At 72.4% G+C, this 24,297-nt stretch carries 22 protein-coding genes; 10 read left to right on the top strand and 12 right to left on the bottom strand.

Annotated features, from left to right (window positions below; translation table 11 throughout):
• The first annotated feature begins 67 nt into the window (after nt 1–67).
• The 3 genes from OF850_RS20125 to OF850_RS20115 all read left to right on the top strand — a co-directional run bounded on the left by OF850_RS20125 (nt 68) and on the right by OF850_RS20115 (nt 4,385).
• Nucleotides 68–1,057, top strand: a complete 990-nt coding sequence (locus OF850_RS20125) for a tripartite tricarboxylate transporter substrate binding protein (RefSeq protein ID WP_301592127.1) — start codon at nt 68–70, stop codon at nt 1,055–1,057.
• Between the two features lie 88 nt (nt 1,058–1,145).
• The gene (locus OF850_RS20120; RefSeq protein ID WP_301592126.1) at nt 1,146–3,458 is read left to right on the top strand and encodes a molybdopterin guanine dinucleotide-containing S/N-oxide reductase; all 2,313 of its coding nucleotides are present in this window, start codon (nt 1,146–1,148) and stop codon (nt 3,456–3,458) included.
• A gap of 84 nt (nt 3,459–3,542) precedes the next feature.
• Nucleotides 3,543–4,385 (top strand): hypothetical protein, encoded by an 843-nt coding sequence (locus tag OF850_RS20115; protein ID WP_301592125.1) that lies wholly within the window; start codon nt 3,543–3,545, stop codon nt 4,383–4,385.
• Between the two features lie 6 nt (nt 4,386–4,391).
• Here OF850_RS20115 and OF850_RS20110 read toward each other — a convergent pair whose 3' ends face one another.
• From OF850_RS20110 to OF850_RS20100, 3 genes are all read right to left on the bottom strand, one after another.
• Entirely contained in the window at nt 4,392–5,972 is a 1,581-nt protein-coding gene (locus OF850_RS20110) for an ABC transporter substrate-binding protein (protein ID WP_301592124.1), read from the bottom strand.
• Between the two features lie 105 nt (nt 5,973–6,077).
• The gene (locus OF850_RS20105; RefSeq protein ID WP_301592123.1) at nt 6,078–7,400 is read right to left on the bottom strand and encodes an MmgE/PrpD family protein; all 1,323 of its coding nucleotides are present in this window, start codon (nt 7,398–7,400) and stop codon (nt 6,078–6,080) included.
• Nucleotides 7,397–8,365, bottom strand: a complete 969-nt coding sequence (locus OF850_RS20100) for a tripartite tricarboxylate transporter substrate-binding protein (RefSeq protein ID WP_301592122.1) — start codon at nt 8,363–8,365, stop codon at nt 7,397–7,399. Before OF850_RS20100 ends, OF850_RS20105 begins: the two co-directional genes overlap by 4 nt.
• Nucleotides 8,366–8,467: 102 nt before the next feature.
• Between OF850_RS20100 and OF850_RS20095 the strand changes: the two genes are divergently transcribed.
• The 6 genes from OF850_RS20095 to OF850_RS20070 all read left to right on the top strand — a co-directional run bounded on the left by OF850_RS20095 (nt 8,468) and on the right by OF850_RS20070 (nt 14,105).
• Nucleotides 8,468–9,268, top strand: a complete 801-nt coding sequence (locus OF850_RS20095; protein WP_301592121.1) for an SDR family oxidoreductase — start codon at nt 8,468–8,470, stop codon at nt 9,266–9,268.
• A 23-nt stretch (nt 9,269–9,291) separates the two neighbouring features.
• Nucleotides 9,292–10,257, top strand: a complete 966-nt coding sequence (locus OF850_RS20090) for a tripartite tricarboxylate transporter substrate binding protein (RefSeq protein WP_301592120.1) — start codon at nt 9,292–9,294, stop codon at nt 10,255–10,257.
• Between the two features lie 11 nt (nt 10,258–10,268).
• The gene (locus OF850_RS20085) at nt 10,269–11,288 is read left to right on the top strand and encodes a LacI family DNA-binding transcriptional regulator (protein ID WP_301592119.1); all 1,020 of its coding nucleotides are present in this window, start codon (nt 10,269–10,271) and stop codon (nt 11,286–11,288) included.
• Between the two features lie 68 nt (nt 11,289–11,356).
• Entirely contained in the window at nt 11,357–12,262 is a 906-nt protein-coding gene (locus OF850_RS20080) for an NAD(P)-dependent oxidoreductase (protein ID WP_301592118.1), read from the top strand.
• Nucleotides 12,259–13,056, top strand: a complete 798-nt coding sequence (locus tag OF850_RS20075; protein ID WP_301592117.1) for an N-acyl homoserine lactonase family protein — start codon at nt 12,259–12,261, stop codon at nt 13,054–13,056. The genes OF850_RS20080 and OF850_RS20075 overlap by 4 nt, the downstream gene beginning before the upstream one ends.
• 80 nt (nt 13,057–13,136) lie before the next feature.
• The gene (locus OF850_RS20070) at nt 13,137–14,105 is read left to right on the top strand and encodes a Bug family tripartite tricarboxylate transporter substrate binding protein (protein ID WP_301592116.1); all 969 of its coding nucleotides are present in this window, start codon (nt 13,137–13,139) and stop codon (nt 14,103–14,105) included.
• 3 nt (nt 14,106–14,108) lie between these two features.
• On the opposite strand, the gene OF850_RS20065 is transcribed toward OF850_RS20070, so the two are convergent.
• The 5 genes from OF850_RS20065 to OF850_RS20045 form a co-directional block, all read right to left on the bottom strand.
• On the bottom strand, nt 14,109–14,336 hold the full coding sequence (locus OF850_RS20065) for a hypothetical protein (protein WP_301592115.1): 228 nt from the start codon (nt 14,334–14,336) through the stop codon (nt 14,109–14,111).
• A 77-nt stretch (nt 14,337–14,413) separates the two neighbouring features.
• The gene (locus OF850_RS20060; RefSeq protein ID WP_301592114.1) at nt 14,414–15,109 is read right to left on the bottom strand and encodes a hypothetical protein; all 696 of its coding nucleotides are present in this window, start codon (nt 15,107–15,109) and stop codon (nt 14,414–14,416) included.
• Nucleotides 15,106–16,518, bottom strand: coding sequence for a TRAP transporter large permease (locus OF850_RS20055; protein ID WP_301592113.1), 1,413 nt, complete (start codon nt 16,516–16,518; stop codon nt 15,106–15,108). The genes OF850_RS20060 and OF850_RS20055 overlap by 4 nt, the downstream gene beginning before the upstream one ends.
• Nucleotides 16,519–16,522: 4 nt before the next feature.
• Nucleotides 16,523–17,245, bottom strand: coding sequence for a TRAP transporter small permease subunit (locus OF850_RS20050; protein WP_301592112.1), 723 nt, complete (start codon nt 17,243–17,245; stop codon nt 16,523–16,525).
• Nucleotides 17,246–17,326: 81 nt separating this feature from the next.
• The gene (locus tag OF850_RS20045) at nt 17,327–18,463 is read right to left on the bottom strand and encodes a TRAP transporter substrate-binding protein (RefSeq protein WP_301592111.1); all 1,137 of its coding nucleotides are present in this window, start codon (nt 18,461–18,463) and stop codon (nt 17,327–17,329) included.
• Nucleotides 18,464–18,628: 165 nt separating this feature from the next.
• Between OF850_RS20045 and OF850_RS20040 the strand changes: the two genes are divergently transcribed.
• Nucleotides 18,629–19,093 carry a MarR family winged helix-turn-helix transcriptional regulator gene (locus OF850_RS20040; RefSeq protein WP_301592110.1) on the top strand — a complete coding sequence of 155 codons (465 nt, stop codon included), beginning with the start codon at nt 18,629–18,631 and terminating at the stop codon, nt 19,091–19,093.
• Between the two features lie 9 nt (nt 19,094–19,102).
• Here OF850_RS20040 and OF850_RS20035 read toward each other — a convergent pair whose 3' ends face one another.
• From OF850_RS20035 to OF850_RS20020, 4 genes are read right to left on the bottom strand one after another with little or no spacing between them, the layout of a single operon-like run.
• On the bottom strand, nt 19,103–19,504 hold the full coding sequence (locus OF850_RS20035) for a VOC family protein (protein ID WP_301592109.1): 402 nt from the start codon (nt 19,502–19,504) through the stop codon (nt 19,103–19,105).
• Nucleotides 19,505–19,527: 23 nt separating this feature from the next.
• Complete coding sequence (locus OF850_RS20030) at nt 19,528–23,685, bottom strand: DUF4011 domain-containing protein (RefSeq protein WP_301592108.1); 4,158 nt, start codon at nt 23,683–23,685, stop codon at nt 19,528–19,530.
• On the bottom strand, nt 23,682–24,098 hold the full coding sequence (locus OF850_RS20025; RefSeq protein ID WP_301592107.1) for a cation:proton antiporter domain-containing protein: 417 nt from the start codon (nt 24,096–24,098) through the stop codon (nt 23,682–23,684). Before OF850_RS20025 ends, OF850_RS20030 begins: the two co-directional genes overlap by 4 nt.
• A 33-nt stretch (nt 24,099–24,131) precedes the next feature.
• Nucleotides 24,132–24,290: a hypothetical protein gene (locus tag OF850_RS20020; RefSeq protein ID WP_301592106.1), complete on the bottom strand. Its 159-nt coding sequence runs from the start codon at nt 24,288–24,290 to the stop codon at nt 24,132–24,134.
• Between the last annotated feature and the right edge of the window lie 7 nt (nt 24,291–24,297).

The raw sequence follows: 24,297 nt of genomic DNA, 5'->3' as shown, positions 1-24,297 counted from the left end.
AGCCCTTACGGCGGGACGAAATCCATGCGAGTCAATGGAACCTCGGGAAAAGAACGGAAGCGTCCTCATGAGAATCCGCCAATCCTCCATCGGGACCATCGGCCGTCGCGGCCTGCTCGGCGCCGGCGCCGCGCTTGCGGCGCCCGGCCTGGCTTCCGCGCAGCGGGCGCTGCCGTCGCGGCCGATCCGCCTGATCGTCCCGTTCTCGCCCGGCGGCTCCACCGACGTGCACATGCGCGTCCTGGCCGAGGCCGCCACGCGGCGCTTCGGCCAGACCGTGATGGTGGAGAACCGGCCCGGCGCCAGCGGCTCGCTCGGCATCCTCGCCATGCGCACGGCGGCGCCGGACGGGCTGACCTTGACCACATTGCCGATCACCGCGGTGCGCAGCATGCTGATGACCGGCGACATCGACGCCGATCCCACGGCGGATTGCGCGCCCGTCCTGCACCTCACCGGCTATCTCATCGGCGTCGTCGTGCGCCGCGACGCGCCCTGGCAGACCTGGACGGAGTTCCTGGCCTACGCCAAGGCCAACCCCGACAAGATCAACTACGGCACGGCAGGCGCGGCCAGCACCGCCTTCGTGGGGATGGAGCGCATCGGCCGCGCGCAGGGCATCCGCTGGACCCACGTGCCCTACCGCGGCGTCGGCGAGAACGTGCAGGCGCTGATGAGCGGGCAGGTGGACGCGGCGGTGGACTCCAGCGGCTGGGCGCCCATGGTCGAGGAAGGCAGCTTCCGCCTTCTGGTCACCTGGGGCGCCGAAAGGCCGCGCCGCTTCTCCCAGGCCCCGACGCTTCGGGAAACCGGCACCGACCTCGTCTTCGCCTCGCCCTACGGGCTGGTGGGGCCGCGCGGCATGTCCGCCGAGACGGTGGCGGCGCTGCATGACGGGCTGAAGGATGCGCTGCACGACCCGCAGCATTTGCAGGCGCTGGAGCGGCTGGACATGCCGCTGATGTACAAGAACACCGCCGACTACGCGGCCTTCCTGGCCGAGCAGGTGGCGGAGGAGCGCGACGCGGTGCGGACGCTGGGCCTGCGGGCGCGCTGAGTCGGCGCGGCGCCAGGGCGTCATGGCCAGCCCCCCGGCGACCCGTTACCCTGCCCCGAACCCGTCACCGTCCCACGGAGACTTCGCGATGAGCACCGACCCCGCCCCTCCGTTCCGGCCGCACAGCTCGCACTGGGGCGTCTTTTCCGCGGCCATGCGGGACGGGGAGCTGCTGGTGCGCCCGCACCCGGGCGACCCGGACCCGAACGGCATCATCGACAACTTCCCCGCGGCGCTGCGCCACCCGGCGCGCATCGCGCAGCCCATGGTGCGTCGCGGCTGGCTGGAGCGCGGCCCCGGCCCGGACGACCGGCGCGGCCGCGACGAGTTCGTGCCCATGGAATGGAACGCCGTGCTGGACCTGCTGGCCGGGGAGCTGCGCCGGGTCGGCATGCGGCACGGCGCGGGCGCCGTGTTCGGCGGTTCCTATGGCTGGTCCAGCGCCGGGCGCTTCCACCATGCGCAAAGCCAGATCCACCGTTTCCTGAACGCGGCCTTCGGCGGCTACGTCGCCTCGGTCAACAGCTACAGCTCGGGCGCGGCCTCCGTGATCGTGCCGCACGTCCTCGGCAACTACGAGGACCTCACCAAGAACAACGTCACCTGGGACCAGGTGGCGCAGCACAGCGAGGTGGTGCTGGCCTTCGGCGGCATGGCGCTGCGCAACGCCATGGTCGCGGGCGGCGGCATCAGCGAGCATGTCGAGCGCGGCGCGATGGAGACGGCGCGCGCGCGGGGCTGCGAGTTCATCCTCGTCGGCCCGCTGCGCGGCGACCTGCCGGAGGAATCGGGGGCCGAATGGATCCCCGGCATCCCCGGCACCGACACGGCGCTGATGCTGGCGCTGGTCCACACGCTCGTCGCGGAAGGCCGGCACGACCAGGCATTCCTGGACCGCTACACGGTGGGCTGGCCGGTCTTCGCCCGCTACCTGCTGGGCGAGGCGGACGGGCAGCCCAAGGATGCCGACTGGGCCGCGCGGATCACCGGCGTGCCGGCGGAGCAGATCCGTGCCCTGGCGCGAAGGCTGCAGGGCCGCCGCGTGCTCATCACCGTGGCGCACGCGCTGCAGCGCGCCGAGCATGGCGAGCAGCCGGTGTGGATGGGCGCGGTGCTCGCCGCGGTGCTGGGCCAGATCGGCCTGCCCGGCGGCGGCTATGGCTATGCGCTGGGTGCCATCGGCTATTACGGGCGCCGCGCCAACGCGGTGCCGGGGCCGACCCTGTCGCAGGGCCGCAACCGGCATGGCAACTTCATCCCTGTCGCCCGCATCGCCGACATGCTGCTCAATCCGGGCACGGAGTATCGCTACAACGGGCAGACACGCCGCTACCCGGAGATCCGGCTGGTCTACTGGGCGGGCGGCAATCCCTTCCACCATCATCAGGACCTGAACCGGCTGCGCCAGGCCTTCGCGCGCGTGGACACGCTGGTGGTGCACGAGCTCGCCTGGACCGCGACGGCGCGCCACGCCGACATCATCCTGCCCGCGACCATGACGCTGGAGCGCGAGGATATCGGCTACAGCTCCCACGACCCGCTGATGGTGGCGATGCACCGCATCGTCGAGCCCTTCGGCGAGGCGCGGGACGACTACGACATCTTCGCCGAACTGTCCCGACGGCTCAGAGTGGACGAGGTCTTCACCGAAGGCCGCAGCAGCCGCGAATGGCTGCGGCACCTTTATGCCCGGACGGAGGAGGCGCTTCGCGCGCAGGGCGCGCCGGCGCTGGATTTCGACGCCTTCTGGGAAGCGGGCAGCCTGCGCCTGCCGCAGGCGCCGGACGATGGCGGACCGTGGCGCGCCTTCCGCGAAGACCCCGACGCCAACCCGCTGCCGACGCCCAGCGGCAAGATCGAGATCTTCTCCGAGACCGTCGCCGGATTCGGCGAGGCCAGCTGCCCCGGCCACCCGGCTTGGCTGCCGCCCGAGGATGTTCCCGCCCCCGCGACACCCCTGCAGCTGATCGCCAACCAGCCGGCGACGCGGCTGCACAGCCAGCTCGATTTCGGCGGGCACAGCGCAGCGGCGAAGCACCGGGGGCGCGAGGTCGCGATGCTGCACCCGGCGGATGCCGAGGCGCGCGGCATCGCCGATGGCGACATCATCCGCCTGTTCAACGCGCGCGGCGCCTGCCTTGCTGCGGCACGGGTCAGCCCGGACATCCGGCCGGGCGTGGTGCAACTGCCGACCGGCGCCTGGTACGATCCGGAGAACCCGGAGGAGGACCGGCCCCTCTGCGTCCACGGCAACCCGAACGTGCTGACGCGCGATGTGGGGACGTCGGCCCTCGCCCAGGGCTGCACCGGGCAGCTCACCGTGGTGGAGGTGGAGCGCTTCACCGGCAACCTGCCGCCCATCCGCGCCTTCGAGCCGCCCTCCGCGAAGCCGGAGGCCTGAGCAGGTCGCCGCAGGAGCGGATTTCGGCCGCTGCAACCCTCTGACAGACGTCACGTTGCCGCTGGATCAGTGGGAGGCAGGACGATGCGTCGCGCAGCGGCAGGCTCGTTGATGGTCGTGGCGGCTGCCTTGGCTTCGGCCACGCCGGCCCTGGCCGCCGACGAACCCCTGGAACTGGCCGATGATCCGTTCGAGATCACCGATCCGCTGGCAGCCGCGCCGGGCGCGGCGGAACTCGCCATCGTCGGCTTCCACGAAAGGGCGCGCACCGGGCGCTGGCGCGGCACCACCTCGCTGGAGGCGGAAATGGAGGTGGGCGTGGCGCCGGGGCTCGAGTTCCGCATCGGGCAGCTGGCGGCCTACGGCAACCTGCAGACGCGACGCCGCCTGGACTCCTCCGTCGAGGGGGAGGGCGGCCAGGATGGCGGGCGCATCCCGGCCTGGGGCGGCGTGACGCGGCTCGGCCTGCTCTACGAGGTGTCGGGCGGGCGCGGCACGTGGCCGGCGCTGGGGGTGCTGGCGCGGCTGCGCGCCGTCTATGGCCCCGGCCGTCCGGGGCAGGAAGCCGATCTCGTCGCGCTGATCGGCCGGACGCTGATCCGCGGCGAGCGGCCGCTGGGCGTCCATCTCAACCTCGGCTGGACCGCGCGGCTCGACCCGTTGCCGGGCGAAAGGCCGCATCGCTGGTTCGTCAACGCCTCGGTCGGCCAGGGCATCACGCGCGACACGGCCCTCGTCGTGACCTATGCGCGCGAGCAGGGCGAGCGCGGGGAACGCGACTACGAGATCATCCAGGCAGGAATCCGCCACCGCCTGTCCGGCGGGCCGGTGATCGGCCTTTCGGTCGGGGCGGGGCTGAACCGGGACTCGCCCGCCTTCCAGGTCGGGCTGGCGGCGCAGTGGGCCTTCAGCCTGCCAGGCTGGTGAGCGTCCCTACCGCTCCGCCGGCCGGACCGCCACGAAGTCGTTGCGCTCGTCGGCGCGCGCCTCGTAGGTGAGGCTGCTCCGCATCGCCCAGAGCGCTGGCTGGAGATAGAGCGGCACCAGCGCCACGTCGTCCAGCGCCGCGCGCTGCGCCCGGCGCAGCAGGTCCTCGCGCTTCGTCGCGTCCATCTCGGTTTCCGCCTCGCCCACCAGTCGGTCGAGCTCGGGGTTGGAATAGCGCACCCGGTTCGCGGCGCCGTGGCCGCGCTCCCGGTCCGCCGTGCGGAGGACGGAGTTCAGCACCACCGACGCCTCGCCCGTGGAGTTGCCCCAGGTGAGCAGCGCCGCCGGGAATTCGCGCCGCGTCGCGCGACCAATGAAGGTGGCGTAGGGCTGCGCCTCCACCGTGGTGCGGATGCCGATGCGCGTCCACATCTGGCCGATCGCCTGCACCATCTGCGAATCGTTCATGTAGCGGTCGTTGGAACCGCCGAGGGTGAGCGCGAAGCCGTTCGGGTAGCCGGCCTCGGCCAGCAGGGCGCGCGCCGCCGCGGGATCCGCCTCGGGCACGGGCATGTCGGGGATGTGGCTGTAGGTGCCGGGCGGCATGAACTGCATCGTGGCGAGCGCCGCGCCATCCATCACCCGCTCCACCAGCGCGCGGCGGCTGATGGCCAGCGACAGCGCCCGGCGCACTCGGATATCGGCGAGCGGGTTCGCCTCGGTGCCGGAAATTCCCGGCACGGGCGGGGTGCGGGTGGAATCCAGCGTGACGTACATGGTGCGCAGGCTCGTCGTCTCCGCCACGCGGAAGCGCGAATCCCGCCGCAGCCGCGCGACGTCGCGCGTGGGGATCTGGTCGATGAAGTCCACGTCGCCGGCGAGCAGCGCGGCCATGCGCGCCGCGTCGTTGGTGATGATGCGGTAGTTCACCGTCGCCCAGTGCGGCGTGCCGCCCCACCAGCTGTCGTTGCGCTCCATGACGATGCGGTCGCCCGGCGTGTAGGACACGAGGCGATAGGGACCCGTGCCGATCGCGGCCCTGCCGTCGTTGAAGTCGCCCCCGGAGGCATTGGCGTGGATGTCGCGCCCCAGCATGAAGACCTGGCTGAAATACACCGGCAGCAGCGGGAAGGGGCCGTTGGTGTGCAGGCGGACGGTGCGCGCATCCACCACCTCCACCCGGCGCACCGGCCGCACATGCGTCCCGTAGGACGCGCCGGGGCCGCTGACGGTGGGGATGCGCTCGACCGTGAAGGCGACGTCGTCGGCGGTGAAGGGGCGGCCGTCGTGGAAGCGGATGCCTTCGCGCAGCGTGAACTCCCAGACCGCATCGCCGACCGGACGCCAGCTTTCCGCCATGGAAGGAAGGAGACGCGCCTGGGCGTCGGTGGTCAGCAGCGTGCCGAACAGCATCTGCGACACTTCCGCATTGGAGCGAAGCTGGTGGTAATGCGGGTCTAGCGAGGAAACCGGCGCGCCTGCCCCGACCGTCAGGGTCTGCGCGCCCGCTGCCGTCGGAAGAACCGCGCCGAGCAGGGCGAAGGCGAGCGCGGCGGCGCGGCCGCCCTTCCGGTGGTGGCGTGACATGGCGTGTTGTTTCCTCCGCTTCCGCCCGACCGTGCCCAGGGGCCTGACCGACCGATCGGTCGGGAGGCTAGGCCGCCCGGTTGCCCTCCGCAAGCGGCGCGTGGCTCAGGCCAGCAGCGCGGCCAGTCTCCCCACACCCGCCGCCTGCTCCAGCCCGCGCACCGCCGCCAGCAGCGCGTCGGCGCGATCCTCGAAGCCGCCGAGGCGGAGATTGTCGCGGAACTTCGCTTCCAGCGCGGCGTCGCTCATCGGCCGCGCCTCGCTTCCCGTCGGGTGTTCAACCAGCGCGACGCGCCGCGTGCCATCGCGCAGCGTGGCGGTCAGCCGCGCGGCGCCGCGCGGCAGGGAAGCATCCAGCCTCGCCTGCACCCGCGAGCGCATCGCTGCCAGGGCAGGATCGTCCACGGCCGCCGGCTCGAACTCCGCGACGCCGGCACGCCCGCGCACGAGGCCGAGGGCGACGGAATGGTGGATGGAGACGCGCGCATCGCCGCGGCTGCGCACCGGCCGGTCCCCGCGCGCCAGCAGCAGCGCGTCGCCCTCCGCCACAACCTCCGCCACCTCCTCCGCCGCGACGCCCAGATCCAGTGCTGCCTCGATGACGGCGTGGAACACGATGCCCGCCGGATAGGGCTTGTAGGTGATGCGCGACACCTCCCACCGCGTGCCGAGCTCGCCTGCCATCGCCGCGACGTCCGGCGCATCGCCGGTGGCGCGCGCCCAGCCCAGCCGTCCCTCCACCGCGCCGGGCGCGGCGTCCCATCCCGCCTCCGCCAGCAGCGCCGAAAGGAGGCCGGCGCGCGCCGCATGACCCATGCTGGCGTTCTTGCCGGAATTCGGCAGGTTCTCGACGATGCCGGCCGACTGGCTCGCGGCAAGGCCCAGCGCATGCGCCGTGCGCGCGGCGTCGAGGCCGAGCAGGCGCGACGCCGCAGCCGCCGCGCCGAAAGCGCCGCAGGTGGAGGTGATGTGCCAGCCCCGGTCGTAATGCCCCGGCGAAACGCCGAGGCCGATGCGGCACTCCACCTCCATGCCCAGCAGCAGCGCTTGCAGCACCTCGCGCCCCGAATATTCGCGCGCCTCGGCCAGGGCCAGGGCGACGGGGGCGACGGGAGCGGCCGGGTGGATCACCGTCGCCAGGTGGGTGTCGTCGAAATCCAGCAGGTTGCCGGCCACGCAATTGATGAAGCTGGCCGACATGGGGTCGAGCCGCGTGCCCTGGCCATAGACGGTTGCGACCGCGGGGCCGGACCAGGGGCGCAGCACGGCGAGGGCGGAGCGCACGGCATCGTCCTGCGCCACGCCCAGCGCGCAGCCCAGGTGGTTGAGCAGGGCGCGCGGCGCCTCGCGCCGCACCGCCTCCGGGATCGCCTCCCAAGGGGTTTCCGCGACGAAGCGGCCCAGCGCCTCCGTGACCGACGCGTTCACCCGCTGCGCCCGAGCAGCCCCTCGCGCCGGAATTGCTGCCAGCGCGCATCCTCCTCGCGCAGCAGGGCGGTGAAGCCGGCGGGGCCGAGGGGCTTCAGGTCGGCGCCGATGGCGGCGAGGCGCCCGCGGATGCCCGGTTCCTGCAAGGCCGCCTGGATCGCGCTCCACATGGTTTCCGCGATGGCGGGGTCGAGGCCGGCGGGCGCGGCCATGCCGTACCAGCCGGCGAACTCGTAGCCGGGCACGCCCGCCTCCTGCAGCGTCGGCACCTCGGGCAGCAGGGCGGTCCGCTCCGCCATGGTGACACCGAAGGCGCGCAGCCGCCCGGCCTGGATGTGCGGCAGGGCGGCGACGGTGCTGTTCCACCCCACCGGCAGATGGCCGGCGATCAGGTCGTTCAGCATGGGCGCGGCGCCGCGATAGGTGACCTCCACCATCTCCACCCCCGCGAGGCGCGCGAAGAGGTTGCCGGCGAGCGAGATGGCGGCGTCCGAGGTGCCGAAGCCGATGCTGCGCGGCGCCGCCTTCGCCGCCGCGACCAGGGCGCGCACGTCGCCGAAGGGCTGGTTGTTCGCGACCGTCATCATCAAGGGGAAGCGAGACAGCAGCGAGACATGGGTGAAGTCGCGCAGCGGCGAGAAGGACAGGTTGGGCACCATGTGCGGGTTCAGGCTGAAGGAGCCGGAATCCACCAGGAAGACCGAGCCATCCGGCTCGGCACGCGTCACGAACTCATTGCCGACGACGCCGTTGCCGCCCGAGCGGTTCTCCACCGTCACCGTCTGGCCAAGGGCGGGGCGAAGCCCTTCCGCCAGGGCGCGGGCAAAGACATCCGTGCCGCCGCCGGGCGCATAGGGAACGACCAGGCGCACCGGGCGCTGCGGCCAGCGACCCTGCGCCCGCGCCGCGAGTGCGGGAAGGGCGAGCGCGGCCTGCAGCGCCGCGCGGCGGACGAGAAGGGGCATGGCTTCCTCCGGTTTGTGGTAACGCTAACCAGGACGAGTGCCGGCCGCAAGCTTGCAGGCCGCGGCTTGCGGCCCGAAGCGGGCGAGGACTAGGCTCGCCGTGTGATACCGATAGCAGACACGACGTCCCGCTTCCTGGCTGGGCGGACGGCCCTCGTCACCGGCTCCACGGGCGGGATCGGCTTGGCTTCGGCCGAGACCCTCGCGGCGCTGGGCTGCGGCGTCGTGCTGCATGGCCTGGCGCGCGAAGCGGAGGGCGAGGAGGTGGCAGCGGAACTCGGGGGCCGCTTGGGCGTCCCCGCGCGCTACCTTCGCGCCGAGCTTGGCGACGCCGCCTCGGTCGCGCGCCTCGCGGCGGCGGCCGGCGCCGTGGACATCCTGGTGAACAATGCCGCGACGCGCCACTTCGCGCCGGTGGAGGCGATGCCGGAGGCGGATTGGGATGCCGACCTCGCGGTGAACCTCTCCGCCCCCTTCCACCTCATCCGGCTGCTGCTGCCCGGCATGCGGGCGCGGGGCTGGGGGAGGGTGGTCAACATGTCCTCCATCTACGGCCTCGTCGGCGCCACGGGGCGCGCGGGCTATGTCGTCACGAAGACCGCGCTGCTGGGGCTCACCCGAGCGGTGGCGCTGGAAACGGCGGGCAGCGGCATCACCTGCAACGCGCTCTGCCCCGGCACCACGCGGACGCCCAACATCGAGGCGCGCCTGGGCGAGTTGATGGCGCGCGAGGGGCTGGACGAGGCCGAGGCCTCGCGCCGCTTCCTGCGCGGCAAGCAGCCCACCGGGCGCTTCGTGGACGCCGCCGCGGTCGGCGCGCTGGTCGCCTTCCTGTGCGGCCCCCACGCGGATGGCATCACGGGATCGGCGCTGCCGATGGATGGCGGCTGGTCCGCCGCATGACAAAGAACCAGGGAGGAACCACCATGAGATGGACGCGACGCGCCGCGATGGGCGCCGCATTCGCCGCCGGGCTCCAGGCCCCGGTCCTTGCGCAGGACTTTCCCACGCGCCCGGTGCGCCTCCTCGTCACGTGGCCGCCGGGCGGCACCACCGACATCCTGGCGCGGCAGTTCCAGCCGCGGCTTTCCGCCCTGCTGGGCCAGGCCGTGGTGGTGGAGAACCGGGGCGGCGCCTCCGGCGCCATCGGCGCGGCGGAGATGGCGCGCATGAATCCGGACGGGCACGGCTTCGGCATGGTCACCTCGACCGTGATCTCGGCGGCGCTGCTGTCGCGCCAACCCTATGATCCGGTGCGCGACCTCGCCCCCATCATCAACCTCGCGCGGGTGGCGAACATCCTGGTGGTGCATCCCTCGCTGCCGGTACACTCCGTTCAGGACCTCATCGCGCTGGCGCGCTCGCGGCCCGGCGCGCTCACCTTCGGCTCGCCAGGCATCGGCTCGGCGGTGCACATCTCGGGCGAGATGTTCAAGCTCGCCGCCGGGGTGGACATGGTGCACGCCCCGTATCGCGGCGGCGGGCCGGCCCTGGCCGACCTGGTGAGCGGCCACATCCAGCTGATGTTCGGCAACGCCTCCTCCACCCTGCCCTTCGTGCGGGACCGGTCGCTGCGCGCCATCGCCGTCACCTCGGCGGAGCGCGCCGCCTACCTGCCGGAGGTGCCGACCGTGGCGGAATCCGGACTGCCCGGCTTCGCGATCGACGAGTGGTATGCCTGCCTCGGTCCCGCAGGCATGGCGCCGCGCGCGGTGGAGCGGATCAACGCCGCCTTCAACACGATCATCGCCGAGCCGCAGGAACGGGCGCGCCTGCTGGAGATGGGCGCCGAGGTGGTGGGCGGCACGCCCGAGGCGTTTGGCCGCTTCATGGGCGAGGAGGTGGAGAAGATCGGCCGCGTGGTCCGCGACGCGCGCATCCGGATGGAGTAGAGCAGGCGGGCATGCACGACCTGCCCGACCCACCCGGCGGAGCACGGATGCGCGACGTGGCGCGCGCCGCCGGGGTTTCCGCCATGACCGTCTCCCGCGCGCTGCGCGAGCCTGCGCGCGTCTCGCCCGAGGTGCGGGCGCGGGTGGAGGCGGCGGTGCGCGCGGTGGGCTACGTGCCGAACCGCCTCGCCGGCTCGCTGTCCTCGCGCCGCTCGGACGTGGTCGGGCTGGTGGTGCCGTCGCTGGAAAACTCGCTCTTCGCCGCGACGGTGAAGGGGATTTCCGACGTGCTGCGGCGCGAGGGATTTCAGCTGATGATCGCCGACAGCCTCTACAGCCCGGAGGCGGAGGAGGCGGCGATCCGCGCCTTCCTGGAGCAGCGCGTGGCGGGGCTGATCCTGCACGACACGCTGCACACGGAGGCGACGGCGCGGATGATCCGCCGTGCCGGCGTGCCGGTGGTGGAGAACGGCACCGTGCCGGCCGAGCCGCTGGACATGGTCGTGTCCTACTCGAACCGGGAGGCGGCGAAGGCGATGACCCGCCACCTCGCCCGGCTCGGCTACCGGCGCGTGGCGCTGGTGACGCTGCCCTCCGCCGCCAATGCCCGCTCGCGCGACCGGCGCGCCGGGTTCCTGGACGCGCTGGCGGAGCTGGGACGGCCGTCCGATCCACGCCTGCTGCTCGAGATGCCGCCCGGCCTGGCCTCGGGGGCGGAGGCGCTGGCACGGCTGACCGAAGGGGCGGAACCACCCGACGCCATCTTCTTCGCGGGCGACGTGCTGGCGGCGGGCGCCGTGCTGGAATGCCAGCGGCGCGGCTGGGCGGTGCCCGGCAAGGTGGCCATCGCCGCCTTCGACAACGTGGACCTGCTGGCCCAGCTGAACCCGCCCGTCACCACGCTGCGCCTGCCCCGGGGGGAGATCGGCACGCGCTCAGCCCGCATGCTGCTGGACCGTCTGGCTGGGCGGCAATCCGGCCCGGCCGTGCTCGACCTCGGCTTCGAGATCATCCAGCGCGCCAGCACCTGACGCCGCACCCTTGGCCTTTGTGGTGATACCGGTATCATCCCGGCAAGGCCAAATGGGGAAACGCGGCAATGGCGGATCAGGTGATCGGTTTCGTGGGGCTGGGCCAGATGGGCCGGCCCATGGCGACGCGCCTCCTGGAGGCGGGCCACCGCCTCGTGGTGCATGACCGCGTGCCGGACGCGGTGGCGGCCCTGGTCGCCCTCGGCGCGGAGGCGGCGGGCAGCCCGCGCGAGGTGGCAGACCGCGCCGACGTGGTGCTGGTGAGCCTCCCCACCCCCGCCATCGTGCGCGACGTCGCGATCGGCCCGGGCGGCGTGCTGGAAGGGCAGCGCGCCCGCACCCTGGTGGATTTCTCCACCACCGGGCCGCGCGTCGCGGGCGAGATGCACGAGGCCTTCGCCGCCGCGGGGCGCGAGGTGCTGGACGCGCCAGTGAGCGGCGGCAAGGCCGGCGCGGCGGCCGGCACGCTGGCCGTGATGGTGTCCGGACCGCGCGCCCGCTTCGACGCGCTGGAACCGGTGCTGAAGGTGATGGGCAAGCCCTTCTTCTGCGGCGAGCAACCGGGCGCCGCGCAGGTGATGAAGCTGTGCAACAACCTCCTCGCCGCCGCGACGCTCGTCGTTTCCTCCGAGGCGCTGGCCATGGGGGTGAAGGCTGGGCTCGATCCCTCGCTGATGTGCGAGGTGATCAACGTTTCCTCCGGCCGCAACAGCGCGACTCAGGACAAGTTCCCCAAATCCATCATCCCGCGGGGCTTCGATTACGGCTTCACCACCGGGTTGTCGCACAAGGACGTGCGGCTTTGCGTGGAGGAGGCGGAGGCGATGGGCATCCCAATGGTGGTGGGCAGCGCGGTGCGGCAGATGCTGGCCGTCACCAGCGCCAAGTACGGCCCGCAGAGCGACTTCACCAGCGTCGCCAAGGTGCTGGAGGAATGGGCCGGGGTGACCATCGGCGGCGAGCGCAAGCCATGAGCTGGGAGGTTTATGCGCTGCGCTATGCGCGCCGCGACGCCACCGCCGCCGCGCATTTCATCGGCGGCGATCCGCATGATGGGCCGATGCCCATGGACTACTTCGTCTGGGCCTGCGTGCGCGACGGGCGCGCCGTGGTGGTGGACACCGGCTTCACGGCGGAGGTGGCGGCGCGGCGCGGCCGCGAATGGCTGCGCTGCCCCGCCGAATCCCTGCGCCTGCTCGGCATCGCGCCGGAGGCGGTAGAGGACGTGGTCATCACCCACCTCCACTACGACCATGTCGGCTCCTTCCACCTGTTTCCCCGCGCTCGCTTCCACCTGCGCGAGGAGGAGATGCACTACGCCACCGGCCGCTACATGCGGCACCGTCACCTCGCCCATTCCTTCGAGCCGGACGACATCGTCGGCATGGTGCGGATGAACTTCGCCGGCCGCGTCTCCTTCCATGACGGCGTGGTCGAGCCCTGGCCCGGGCTGCGGCTGCATCCCACCGGCGGGCATTCGGCGGGGCTGCAATTCGTGTCGGTGGAAACCGGGCGCGGCCGCGTCGTGCTCGCCTCCGACGTCACGCATTTCTACGCGAACATGGAGGAGGCGCGCCCCTTCACCGTCGCCTTCCATGTCGGCGAGATGCTGGAGGGCTTCGACCGATTGCGGAGAGCGGCATCGAGCGAGGATCACATCGTCCCCGGCCACGACCCGCTGGTGATGGCACGCTACCCCGCGCCTTCGCCAGAACTCGAAGGCATCGCCGTGCGGCTCGACGTGGCGCCGCGCCCGGACCGCCATTGACAGGTCGGGCCGGCGCATCGTGTGATCGGTAACAGGACCGGGCGGCCAAAGCTCCGGCCGCTCAATCCGGAGGACACGCCATGACCACTCCCGTCACCCGCCGCGCGCTGCTCGGGGCAGCCGCGCTGCTGCCGCTCGCTGCCCCGGCCCTGGGCTTCCCGGACCAGCCCGTGCGCGTGATCGTGCCGTGGAACGCAGGCGGCCTGGCCGACGTGGTGATCCGCGCCCTTGGCCCGGCCATGGCGGGGCCACTCGGCCAGCCGGTGGTGGTGGAGAACCGGCCCGGCGCCAATGGTGCGGTCGGCACCCAGGCGGTGGCGCAATCGCGTCCCGATGGCCACACGCTGATCCTGGCCAATGCCGAGACGCACGCGATCAACCCGCTGATCTATCCGCGCCTGCCCTATGACGCGCTGGGCGACTTCACCCCCGTCACGGTCTTCGCGCGCGGTCCCTTCGTGCTGATCACGCGCCCCGGGCTGGGCGTGGAGAATCTGGAGGCTTTCCTGGCCCGGGCGCGCGCCCAGGCGGGGCGGGTCACCTACGCCTCCTGGGGCATCGGCTCCACCTCGCATCTCGCGATGGAGCGGCTGATGAAGCAGGCGCGGCTGGAGTTGCTGCACGTGCCCTTCACCGGCGCCGCGCCGGCCAGCACGGCGGTGCTGGGCGGGCAGGTGGACTGCATGTTCCTCAATGCCGGCCCGGCCGAGGCCATCGCGCGCGACGGGCGCGCGAAGATCCTGGGCGTCGGCGCCGATGAGCGCATCCCGCTCCTGCCGGACGTGCCCACGCTGAAGGAGCTGGGGACGCCGGTGGATGCGGCGAACTGGTTCGGCCTGCTCGGCCCCGCGCGCATGCCGCAGGCCGGCGCCGCGCGCATCGCGGCCGTGACGGCGGAGGCGCTGCGCAATCCGCAGGTGCAGGAGGTGTTCCGCGCCCAGGCGGCGCTGCCCGTCACCATGACGCCGGAGGAAACGCGCAGGTTCATCGCCGGCGACCGCGAGCGCTGGGGAACGGTGGTGCGCGACCTCAACATCCGGCTGGAGTGAGGTTCAGGAGGCGTCGAACTCCGCCAGGCGCAGCACCGCGCCCGCCAGCGCCTCGTCGGCGCGCAGCCCGCCCAGCAGCAACTCGTCGCGCGCCACGGCGCGAGCGAGGTCGCAGAGTTGCCGCAGCGCCTCCACCGCTTCCGGCCGGAGGCGCGGGCCGGTATCCGGCGACGTGACCGCGACGCCGTCCGAGGCGACGAGGCGCAGGGGCGAGATCTTGTGGTTCGGCATGGGCGATTCCGGGGAAGCGCCGCGATTATGCGACGTCGCCGGGCGCTGTCGCCCTGCGGAAAACTACCGACGCGCCGTCACGCGAAATCGGCCCCGATGCGCCCGACCCCATGGATGGCGGCGGACCATTTCTCGCCGGGCTGGGGCTCGGCCTCGCCGCCCAGCCCCGCGACCAGCAGCACGGCGCCCGCGGGCAGCCCGCCCCAGCGCCGCGCCTCGGCGGCGGCGCGGGCCATCAGCGCGCCCAGCGATTCATGGATGGGGCGGGGCCGGGCGCCGCGACGCCCCAGCCGTGCCTCGGCGGAGGTGGGGAGAGGGGCGAGGGAGCGCTTGCCCACCAGCACCTGCCCCAGCCCGCCCAGATCGGCCACGAGTTGCGCCGCATCGGCCGGGCCCTCGCTGAAGCGCGTCGCCGCCACGTCCAGGGCGGGATGAAGGGCGCCGAACTCTGCCTCGCCATCCCCGCCTTCCTCCAGCGGTGCGGCGAGCACGCCCAGCACCCCGGCGGACAGGCGCGGCCGGCGCAGCGCGGCGAGCGCGACCGGCGTGCCGGCGCGCAGCATCCGCCCTTCCAGCAACGGCGCGGAGAGCCAGTCGCCGCCCGGCCCGCGCGTGAGGCGCAGGCCGCAGACGGGCAGGCCCAGCGCTTCCACCAGCGCCGCCGCCTGCGCCTCGCCCTCGGCGAGGTCCTTCGGTGCGACCTCGGGGGGGAGCGGGGCGAGAGGGTTCCCCGTCTCCCACGCCTCGGCCAGCCAATTCGCTGCGCCGCTCATTGCAGCGGCGGCAGTTCGGGCATTTCCTCTTCCTGGAAGCCGCCGGAGGGCGGCGCGTCCATCTGCACGGCGGGCGGCCCGCTCTGGCCGCCGTAGAGCGTCTCGGGCAGCCAGGTGACGATGGCGGGGAAGATGTAGACCATCAGCATGGTGAAGACGACGATGAAGATGAAGGGCATGCAGCCCCGGAAGATGTCCTCGATCCTCACGTGCTTCGGCGCCACGCCCTTCAGGTAGAAGGCGGCCATGGCGACGGGCGGCGACAGGAAGCTGGTCTGCAAGTTCAGCGCGATCAGCACGCCGAAGAACAGCGGATCCACGCCGAAATTGTCCAGCAGCGGCAGGAAGATCGGCACGAAGATCACGATGATCTCCGTCCATTCCAGCGGCCAGCCGAGCACGAAGATGATCGCCTGCGCCAGCAGCATGAAGGTGAAGGTGTTGAGCGGCAGGGACTTCACGAACTCCTCCACCACGCCCTGGCCGCCGAGATAGCCGAAGACCGAGGAGAAGATGTAGGAGCCAACGAAGAGCCAGCACACCATGGCCGAGGTGCGGGCCGTGAGGAACACGCTCTCCTTCAGCTTCCCGAAGGTGAAGGCACGGTACGTGATGGCGAGCAGGATGGAGCCGAGCGAGCCCATCGCCGCCGCCTCGGACGGGGTGGCGAGGCCCAGCAGGATCGCGCCCAGCACCATGGCGATCAGCAGCGCCAGCGGCAGGAAGCTGGTCAGCAGCGCCCAGAGGATCTTGCCGAAGGGCACGGCCACCGCGTCGGGCGGCAGGCGCGGCGCCACCTCCGGCTTCACGATGGCGATGCCGATCGCGTAGGCGATGTAGAGCCCGGCCAGGGTGAGGCCCGGAATGAAGGCGGCGGCGTAGAGCTGCACCACCGACACTCCCGCCGTCGCGCCGTAGAGGATCAGCATGATGGAGGGTGGGATCAGGATGCCGAGGCAGCCGCCCGCGCAGATCACGCCGGAGGCCAGCTTCACGTCGTAGCCGGCGCGCAGCATGGCGGGGAAGGCGAGGAGGCCCATCAGCGTCACCACCGCGCCGACGATGCCCGTCGCCGTGGCGAAGAGCGCGCAGGTGGCGAGGGTGGCGACGGCGAGCGAGCCGGGAATGTTGCCCGAGGCCATCTGCAACGCGCGGAACAGCCGGTCGAGGATGTTCGCGCGCTCGATGACGTAGCCCATGAAGACGAAGAGCGGGACGGAGATCAGCACGTCGCTCGACATCACCGCGTAGGTGCGCTGGATCAGCAGGTCGAAGACCCGGTCGCCCATGCCGAGATAGCCGAAGAACAGCCCCATCGCCATCAGGGTGAAGGCGATGGGAAAGCCCAGCAGGATGAAGAACAGGAAGAGCAGGAGCTGGGTGAGGCCCAGCGCGGCGTCGGACATCATGGGCTCAGGTGCTCTTGTTCGTCAGGGTCGTGTCGTCGCCCTCGGCGATCTTGCGCGCGAGGTCCTCCAGGTCCTCCGCCTCGGCGGCGCGGGCGAGGATGATCTGATCCAGCTCCTCCACGTCGGAAAGGCGCTGCGGCCAATGCCCGGTGCGGATGCAGCGCACGCAGCGCACCGTCTCGACCAAGCCCTGGAGAAGCATGATGAAGCCCACGATCGGGATGATGCCCTTGAAGGGCCAGATGATCGGCCCGGAAGGGCTGAACATCGAACGCTCGTTCTGAATCCAGCTCAGCTCGAAGAAGTGCCAGCCGGCCACCATGAAGGCGAAGATCGCGGGGAAGAAGAATAGGACGTAGAGCAGGCAGTCGAGCATGGCCTGCTTGCGCGGCTCCATCATGCGATACAGGAAGTCGCCCCGCACATGCCCGTTCCGCGACAGCGCATAGGCGCCGGCGAACATGAACAGCATCCCGTACAGCATGTACTGCACGTCGTAGCCCCAGTTGGTCGGGGAGGAGAAGAAGCGCCGCGCGAAGACCTCGTAGACGATGGACGCTGTCAGGAGGATGATGGTCCAGGCGAAGACTTGGCCGATCAGCGTGGAGAACCGATCCACCGCCAGCAGGGCCCGCTGCACAAAATGCGCGCCGGAGAAGGCGATGCCCACGATGAGCGCCGCAACGACGAGGCCCGCGAGCCCCCCGACCACGAGGCTGTCCGTCATCCCCCTACTTCTCCCTGCACAGGCCCGAAAAAAACCGGCCCGGTGCGTCTGCAACCGGGCCGGGTAGACATCAGGCTGAACTCAGCCGCGCGCGAAGAAGTGGTTGTAGGACACCACCGGGCTGACGTTGTAGCGCAGCATGAAGTTGCCGACGCGGCGGCACCACTCCCGCTGGCTGTCGCAGACCTTCTTGAAGAACGGCCCGGCCTGCGGGTTGGAGTTGTCGCCTTCCATCTTCTGGATGACGCGGTCCCAGGCCTGGAGCTGCGCGTCCAGGATGGGGCGCGGCGTCGGGCGCACGTTCACGCCCTGCTGCTGCGACATCGCCAGCAGGTCGCGCGAGTAGCGGTCCTGCAGCTTCCACGACATGTCGGCCGAGGCTGCCTCCGAAGAATGGCGCAGCACGGCCTGGAGCTCCTGCGGCAGCCCTTCGAACTTCTGGCGGTTGAACAGCACCTCGAAGCATTCCACCGCCTGGTGGTAGCTCTGGATGTAGTAGTTCTTGGCGACGTCGGGGAAGCCGAGCACGCGGTCGGAGGAGGGGTTGTTGAACTCCGCCGCGTCGATGACGCCGCGCTCCAGCGCCGGAACGATCTCGCCGCCCGGCAGGGCCACGACCGCCGCGCCCATCTCCTGGAACAGGTCGGTGGCGAGGCCGACGGTGCGGTAGCGCAGGCCGCGCACCTGGTCGGCGCGCTCGATCGGGTTGCGGAACCAGCCCAGGGGCTGGGTCGGCATCGGGCCGGACATGAAGCCCACCGCGTTCATGCGCAGGATGTCGTGCAGCAGCTCGCGATACAGGGCCTCGCCGCCGCCGTAATAGAACCAGCCGAGCATCTGGTTCGCGTCGCCGAACCAGGGCGGCGTCGTTCCGAAGAGGGAGAAGGCGCGGTTGCGGCCGAACCAATAGGCCGACACGCCATGCCCGCCATCCAACGTGCCGGAGTGCACGGCGTCCAGCACCTGGAAGGCGCCGACCACGGCGCCCGCCGCCAGCAACTCCAGCCGCAGGCGGCCGCCGCCCATGGCGTTCACGCGATTGACGTAATCCTGTGCGAATTCATGGAAGATGTCGCGCTGCGGCCAGGTGGACTGGAAGCGCAACGTCACCGTCTGGGCCCGGCTCACATTGGGGGTCGCCAGCACGGCGGCACCGGCAGCAGTGACGGCGCCGGCCTTGAGAAGTCCGCGGCGGCTGCCGGAGACGGTTTCAGTCATGTCCCACTCCCTATGATCAATGCCCCTGCGGGCGCACGGCCCCCGCTCTCTTGGCGGATCTCTGCGATTAAAGAACGACTTCGCCACTTGCAATCCCGCATTGCATCTGACGCTTGACTCGCCAGCTGTTGCGGCGCAACCAAGCGAAACGAAGCCGGGACCGTGATGAGCGAGATCCTCGACCTGATCGCGCCTTCGGGCGCCCTGCCCGAACGGGCCTATCGCCTCGACGCCTCGGCGGGGCACCTGCTTCGGCGCGCCCATCAGCGGTATCAGGCGGTCTTCAGCGAATGTGCCGCGGGGCACGGACTCACCGGGCCGCAATTCGCCGCGCTGCTGCGGCTGTCCGAAGCCGGGCGCGCCACGCAGAACCAGCTCGGGCGGCTCGCCGCCATGGACTCCGCGACGGTGCAGGGCGTGGTGCGGCGCCTTGCCGCGCGCGGCCTCCTGCGCGCCGCCAAGGACCCGCTGGACCGGCGCACGCGCGTGCTGTCCGTCACGCCGCAGGGCCACGACCTGCTCGCCGAGGCGAAGGAAGCCGGGCGCCGCGCCAACGAAGCGCTGCTGGGCCCCCTCTCCGCCGGGGAGCGCGCGCATCTCCTGTCGCTGCTGCAGCGGCTTTCCGAGTAGGGCCGCGCCTCAACCGGGCTCCGGCCAATCGGGCCGGTCGAAGCGCTGCACCTCCAGCAGGTAGCCTGCCGGGTCGCGCAGAAAGAAATGCGTGACGCGGTATGCTTCCGACCATTGGGGCGCGGGCGGCAGCGCGACGCCCTTGGCGGCGAGGCGCGCATGCCACGCTTCCACATCCGGCGTGACGAAGGTGAAGACCACGCCGCCTTCAGCGCGTGGATTCTCTTCGCTCCGCGGTGCGCGGGCGCGGCACACCCCCAGGAAGGCGCGGCCGCCTTCCGCCGTTTCGTAGATGCGGCACGTGCCCTGGTCCTGTGCGAGCGGAAGTTCCAGCACCTCCTCGTAGAAGCGCCAGCTCGCTTCCGGATCCTCGGCGTAGAGAAACGTCACCTGCTGCGCGAATCGGGGCATGGCGCAGCTTCGCACGTCGTGATTCAGCCGGGGAAGCGCAGCGTCCCGCTGCCCGCGAGCAGGGCCAGGCGCGCCTCGATCGCCGCTTCCGCCCCCGATTCCAGACCCAGCATCCGCACGATGCCGAGCGCCGCCTCGGCCTCGGTCGTCATGGGGCGCGCTTCCAACAGGGTGCGCGCCGCCGCCTCCAACTCGCGCGGATGCAGCGCGGCGGCGCGGCGCAAGGCAGGCAGGGCTGCGCGTCGGTCGCGCGGACGGAAATCGGGCGCCGCCTCGCCGAACCAGAAGCCGCCCTCCTCGCGCAGCCCGTGCAGGGAACGGGCGAGGCGCAGCGCCTGGACCAGCGCCGCGCGCTCGGCGGCGGAAAGCGGCGCTTCCCCGCGGGCGAGGCGCAGCCGTTCGGCCAGCGCCTCCTCCGGCATGGGAGCCTCGATCGCCACGACCTCGGCCGCCGCCTCGGCAAGGCGGGCGAAGGGCATGGCGTCGAGCGGCGCGTCGAGATGGGGCGACGCTTCCGCGTAGGACTCGGCCAGCCCGGCATCGTCCGGGGCGGGCGCCGCTTCCTCCGCCGCGGCGAGGCCGAGCGCGTCGCGCAGCCGTTCCTCCGCTTCGCGCGGGCGGTCCAGCCAGTCGAGCGTCCAGCTCGAGGCCAGGCGCCAGCCCATGGATTTCAGCGCCTCGGTCCAGCCATTGCTGCGGTCGCGCGCGGAGCGCAGCCCGGACCAGTCCGCGCCGTCGGATTCGATGCCCCATTCGAAGCGCCCGTCGCGCCGCGCCGCCACGTCCACGCGCAGCTGCCCCGCGCCCACCCCCGAAACCGGTTCCAGCCCATTCGCGCGCAGGACCGGCCCGACCAGCGCGCCGAGCGGCGTGTCCGCCGCCTCCCCCTGCTTCGCCTCGTCCGCTGAGGCGGCGAATTGGAGGAAGGCCCGCAGCGCCGCCACGCCGCGCCCACCGGCGCGCGACAGGTCGATCTCCTCCGGCGCCAGGCCAGTGAAGACGACGCAGCGCCGCCGCGCCCGGGTGATGAGGACGTTGAGCCGCCTTTCGCCGCCCTCTGTCGCCAGCGGCCCGAAGCGCAAGGCGAGGCGCCCATCGGCATCGCGCCCATAGCCGACGGAGATCAGCATCGCGTCGCGCTCGTCGCCCTGCACGTTCTCCAGGTTCTTCACGAAGAAGGGCTCGTGCGGGTGGGCGGTGAAGAAAGCTTCCGTCTCCGGGCTGTCGCGCCGCAGCGCTTCCAGCGTAGTGAGGATGGCGTCGCGCTGGCCGATGCCGAAGGCCGCGATGCCGAGCGACTCCCCTGGCGTTTCGCGCGCGTGGCGCATCGCCGCCTCAGCCACGGCTTGCGCCTCCTCCGCGTTGACCCCGGTGCGGAAGCGCCCCTCCACCCGCACCAGCGTCAGGCCCAGCGCCGGGGAGCGCGGCAGGGGCGAGGGCAGGACCAGCAGCCGCCCGCCATAGAACTCGGCATTGGAGGTGGCGATCAGGCTTTCGTGGCGCGACCGGTAGTGCCAGCGCAGCAGCGCGTTCGGCACGCCCCGCGCGGCGGCGAGGCCGAGGATGCTTTCCACGTCGCGCGCCGCGGGGCCTTCCGCCTCATCCTCCTCGGCCTCGGCTTCGTCCTCCTCTTCCGTCACGCGGCGGAAGAATCGCGTGGGCGGCATCTGCCGGTCATCGCCCACCACGGCGAAGTGCCGCCCGCGCGCGATGGCCCCCAGCGCGTCCACCGGCTCGATCTGCGACGCCTCGTCCATCACCACGAGGTCGAAGAGCGGAAAGCCCGGCTGGGTGGCATGGTGCGGGTTGGCGAGAAACCGCGCGACGGAAAGCGGGCTCATCATCAGCACGGGCTTGAGCATGCGCAGAGCCGCGCTGCCGCGGGCCAGCAAGGTTCGCACGGGGGCGTGGCCGCGCCGCCGCTCCATCTCGCCGCGCAGGAAGCCCATCGACGCCGGCTCCGCCCCGCCGCGCAGCGCCGCCGCGCGCTCGGCATGGCGCAGCAGCGCCTCATGCCGCGCGAGGCGCACCCGCGCGGCATCAGCGGCCTGGAAGGACTCGACCAGCCGGTCCATCGCCGCGCCGTCAAAGGCCGCGAGTTCGGGATGGGCGCGCAGCGCCGCGCGCCAGAGCGCCTCGAGCAGGGCGCGCTCAAAAGCCGCCTCCGCCCGCTCGGGCGGGAGGGCGCCGCCCGCCAGCGCATCGGCCAGCGGCGCCAGTTCGGGCGCCGCCTCCCGCGCGCGCAGCCACAGGCGCCAGCGCGGCAGCGCGTCGGTTTCCGCCGCCAGCGTGGCGAGGCGCGCGGCGAGGTCGCCGAAGCGCCCGGACAGGGGCAGGCCCAGCGCGGAACACGCGTCCCGCGCCGCTGCCAGCGCGTCGCGCGCGGTGTCGTCCAATGGCGGCGTCGCGCCATGCGCCGTGTGCCAGTCCAGGGCCGTGCGCAGCGTGGCCGCATCGCGGGGCAGGGAGCTGGCGGCCACGCGACGCGCCGCCTCGCGCGCCGCGAGCAGGGCGGGCAGGGCGGCGGGATCGCGCAGCGCCGCATCCAGCACGCGCCCCGCCGCGCGGCGCTCGCCGTCGAGGAAGCCGAGCAGGCCGCCGGGACGCGCCAGCCGCGCCGCCGCCTCCTCCACCCCGGGCATGTCCAGGGAGGCGATGCGCGCATCGGCCCGCGCCCGGGCGATGGTTTCGAGGTCGGCCAGCAGGGCACGGACCTCCGGGAGGATTTCGGCGGGCAAGGGCGGGGCGCCCGCTGCCTCGGCGCGCAGCGCCTCCTCGACCGTGCCGGGCGCGGCAGCGAGGCGGCGGATCAGGGACGGGAGGGGCGGCAGCGCCTCTGCGGGCGCGGTGCCCGCCCAGGGGCCACGCGCCGCCTCCGCCCGTTCCGCGAGCGTCGGCACCGCCTCGCGCAGCGCATCGCGCCGCGCCGGGTCCCAGCCTTCCGCGCCGCCGAGGCGGAAGGGCGGCGCCGGCCCTTCCTGTCGCAGGAGGGCAAGGCGCTGCGCCACCTCGTGCACCGGCAGGCCGCCGACGCGGTCGCGCATCGCGGCGGCGTGGCGGTTGAGGCGGCCGCGCAGATCGCCCAGCCGGGCGACCGCTGCCTCGCGGTCCATGGGTTCGGGGCGCGGCGTCGCCAGCGCATCGCGCAGCGCATCCAGCACGGCGCGCGGCCCGGTATCCTCGTCGTGCAGGGCCAGGATGGCGGGGGCGAGGCCCAGCGCGGCCAGGCGCCGCTGCACCACCTCCAGCGCCGCCGCCTTTTCCGCGACGAACAGCACGCTGCGCCCATCCAGGATGGCCTGGGCCAGGATGTTGACGATGGTCTGGCTCTTGCCCGTGCCGGGCGGTCCCTGAATGACGAGGTCGCCACCGCGCCGTGCGGCTTCCGCCGCCAGCGCCTGGGAGCCGTCCACGGGCACGACATGGTCCAGCCGCTCCACCGGGATGGCGGCGTCCACGTCGGAATCATCCTCGAATGGCGGCGCCTCGGCGGGCGGGGTGGGGTCGAGCAGGCGGCGCAGCGGCGCATGCGACAGCAGGCCCGGATGCAGCGCCGGATCCAGGTCGCGCCACATCAGGAAGCGCGCATGGCCGAACAGGCCCAGCACGATGCTGCCCTCCTCCACCCGCCATCCCTCCGGCAGGTGCGGGGCGAGCAGCCCGGCCCAGACCAGCGGGGCGGCGGGGTCGAAGGGGGGAAGCTCGCGCCGCAGCTCGCGGGCGAATTTCTCGCGCAGCGGCAGGTTCTCCTGCGCTTCCCCCGGTGCCAGGCGCAGGCGGAAGCGCGACGACACGCCCTCGCGCGTCAGCGTCACCGGAAGAAAGGCAAGCGGCGCCTCCCGCTCGCGCTCGGGCGTGCGGGTGTCGCGCCAGTGCAGCGTGCCGAAGGCCAGGAAGAGCGAGGCGACGCCCGTCTCCTCCCGCGCCGACCGCGCATCGGCGGCGATGGCGCGCAGCCGCGCCTCAAGCTCCTTTGCCGGCAGGGGCGAGCGGAAGGGGGCGGAGGGGCCGAAGGCGATCGCGTCGCCGGATTCCAGTCGCGCCAGGATGGCGGCGGGATTGCCCTCCAGCCGCAGGACGCGGCGGCCGCGCGCCTCGCCGGGCAGGGAGAGCATGCGGTTGCGCGTGGAAAGATCCAGCAGGGCGCGGCGCGCTTCCTCCAGGGCGGGGGCGATCGTCATCCCAGGGCGCGCTCCACCCGGCCTTCCTCCAGATCCAGTTCCTCGTTCAGCTTCACCAGGAACTCCTCCGGCAAATGACCCTCCGCGTGGCGCTGGTGCAGCACGGCGCGGGCGGCGTCCAGGGCGAAGGCGGTGAAGACGGCGCAGCCCACGGCGAGCAGCAGGATCGGGCGCAGGTTACGACGGAAGGCCTGCCAGTCCGTGCGGTAGGCGCTGCCCATCAGCAGCGGCGGCAGGACGAAGGCCAGGGCCAGTTCCGGGTCGAGCGCGAGGCGCGGCACGCCGGGGGCGAAGGCCAGCGCCATGCCGGCCAGGATCAGGACCACGGCATAGGGAAGCCGCAAGGCCCGTGCCACCAGCGCGAGGAGGATGCAGGCCGCCATCAGCTCCAGCACGGCCTGCAGAATCGCCATCGGGCGGGAGGATAGCCACCCCCCGCCGGAATGTCAGCGGCGGGAAGACAGGCCGAGCGCCAGGATGACGGCGGCGACCAGCAGCAGCGCCACCATGCCCTGCATCACGGGATGCAGCGCGGAAAGCGGCGGCACCAGCAGCGCGGCCAGGGCGCCGGCAGCGGCGAGGATCAGGCGGATCAGCATGGGCATGGGCGGG

This window comes from Sabulicella glaciei (assembly GCF_026183895.1).
Lineage (GTDB): Bacteria > Pseudomonadota > Alphaproteobacteria > Acetobacterales > Acetobacteraceae > Roseococcus > Roseococcus glaciei.
Note: the sequence above shows the minus strand (reverse complement) of the source record. Positions and strands in the feature narration are given on the sequence as shown.

Bases quoted from the DNA above. Each gene is read 5' to 3' on its own strand.
- OF850_RS20075 (WP_301592117.1), top strand. From the start codon at position 12,259: ATGAGCTGGGAGGTTTATGCGCTGCGCTATGCGCGCCGCGACGCCACC.
- OF850_RS20040 (WP_301592110.1), top strand. From the start codon at position 18,629: ATGAGCGAGATCCTCGACCTGATCGCGCCTTCGGGCGCCCTGCCCGAA.
- OF850_RS20060 (WP_301592114.1), bottom strand. From the start codon at position 15,109: ATGAGCGGCGCAGCGAATTGGCTGGCCGAGGCGTGGGAGACGGGGAAC.
- OF850_RS20120 (WP_301592126.1), top strand. From the start codon at position 1,146: ATGAGCACCGACCCCGCCCCTCCGTTCCGGCCGCACAGCTCGCACTGG.
- OF850_RS20020 (WP_301592106.1), bottom strand. From the start codon at position 24,290: ATGCCCATGCTGATCCGCCTGATCCTCGCCGCTGCCGGCGCCCTGGCC.
- OF850_RS20080 (WP_301592118.1), top strand. From the start codon at position 11,357: ATGGCGGATCAGGTGATCGGTTTCGTGGGGCTGGGCCAGATGGGCCGG.
- OF850_RS20125 (WP_301592127.1), top strand. From the start codon at position 68: ATGAGAATCCGCCAATCCTCCATCGGGACCATCGGCCGTCGCGGCCTG.
- OF850_RS20070 (WP_301592116.1), top strand. From the start codon at position 13,137: ATGACCACTCCCGTCACCCGCCGCGCGCTGCTCGGGGCAGCCGCGCTG.
- OF850_RS20035 (WP_301592109.1), bottom strand. From the start codon at position 19,504: ATGCCCCGATTCGCGCAGCAGGTGACGTTTCTCTACGCCGAGGATCCG.
- OF850_RS20110 (WP_301592124.1), bottom strand. From the start codon at position 5,972: ATGTCACGCCACCACCGGAAGGGCGGCCGCGCCGCCGCGCTCGCCTTC.
- OF850_RS20045 (WP_301592111.1), bottom strand. From the start codon at position 18,463: ATGACTGAAACCGTCTCCGGCAGCCGCCGCGGACTTCTCAAGGCCGGC.
- OF850_RS20085 (WP_301592119.1), top strand. From the start codon at position 10,269: ATGCACGACCTGCCCGACCCACCCGGCGGAGCACGGATGCGCGACGTG.
- OF850_RS20100 (WP_301592122.1), bottom strand. From the start codon at position 8,365: ATGCCCCTTCTCGTCCGCCGCGCGGCGCTGCAGGCCGCGCTCGCCCTT.
- OF850_RS20065 (WP_301592115.1), bottom strand. From the start codon at position 14,336: ATGCCGAACCACAAGATCTCGCCCCTGCGCCTCGTCGCCTCGGACGGC.
- OF850_RS20090 (WP_301592120.1), top strand. From the start codon at position 9,292: ATGAGATGGACGCGACGCGCCGCGATGGGCGCCGCATTCGCCGCCGGG.
- OF850_RS20055 (WP_301592113.1), bottom strand. From the start codon at position 16,518: ATGATGTCCGACGCCGCGCTGGGCCTCACCCAGCTCCTGCTCTTCCTG.
- OF850_RS20050 (WP_301592112.1), bottom strand. From the start codon at position 17,245: ATGACGGACAGCCTCGTGGTCGGGGGGCTCGCGGGCCTCGTCGTTGCG.
- OF850_RS20115 (WP_301592125.1), top strand. From the start codon at position 3,543: ATGCGTCGCGCAGCGGCAGGCTCGTTGATGGTCGTGGCGGCTGCCTTG.
- OF850_RS20025 (WP_301592107.1), bottom strand. From the start codon at position 24,098: ATGGCGATTCTGCAGGCCGTGCTGGAGCTGATGGCGGCCTGCATCCTC.
- OF850_RS20030 (WP_301592108.1), bottom strand. From the start codon at position 23,685: ATGACGATCGCCCCCGCCCTGGAGGAAGCGCGCCGCGCCCTGCTGGAT.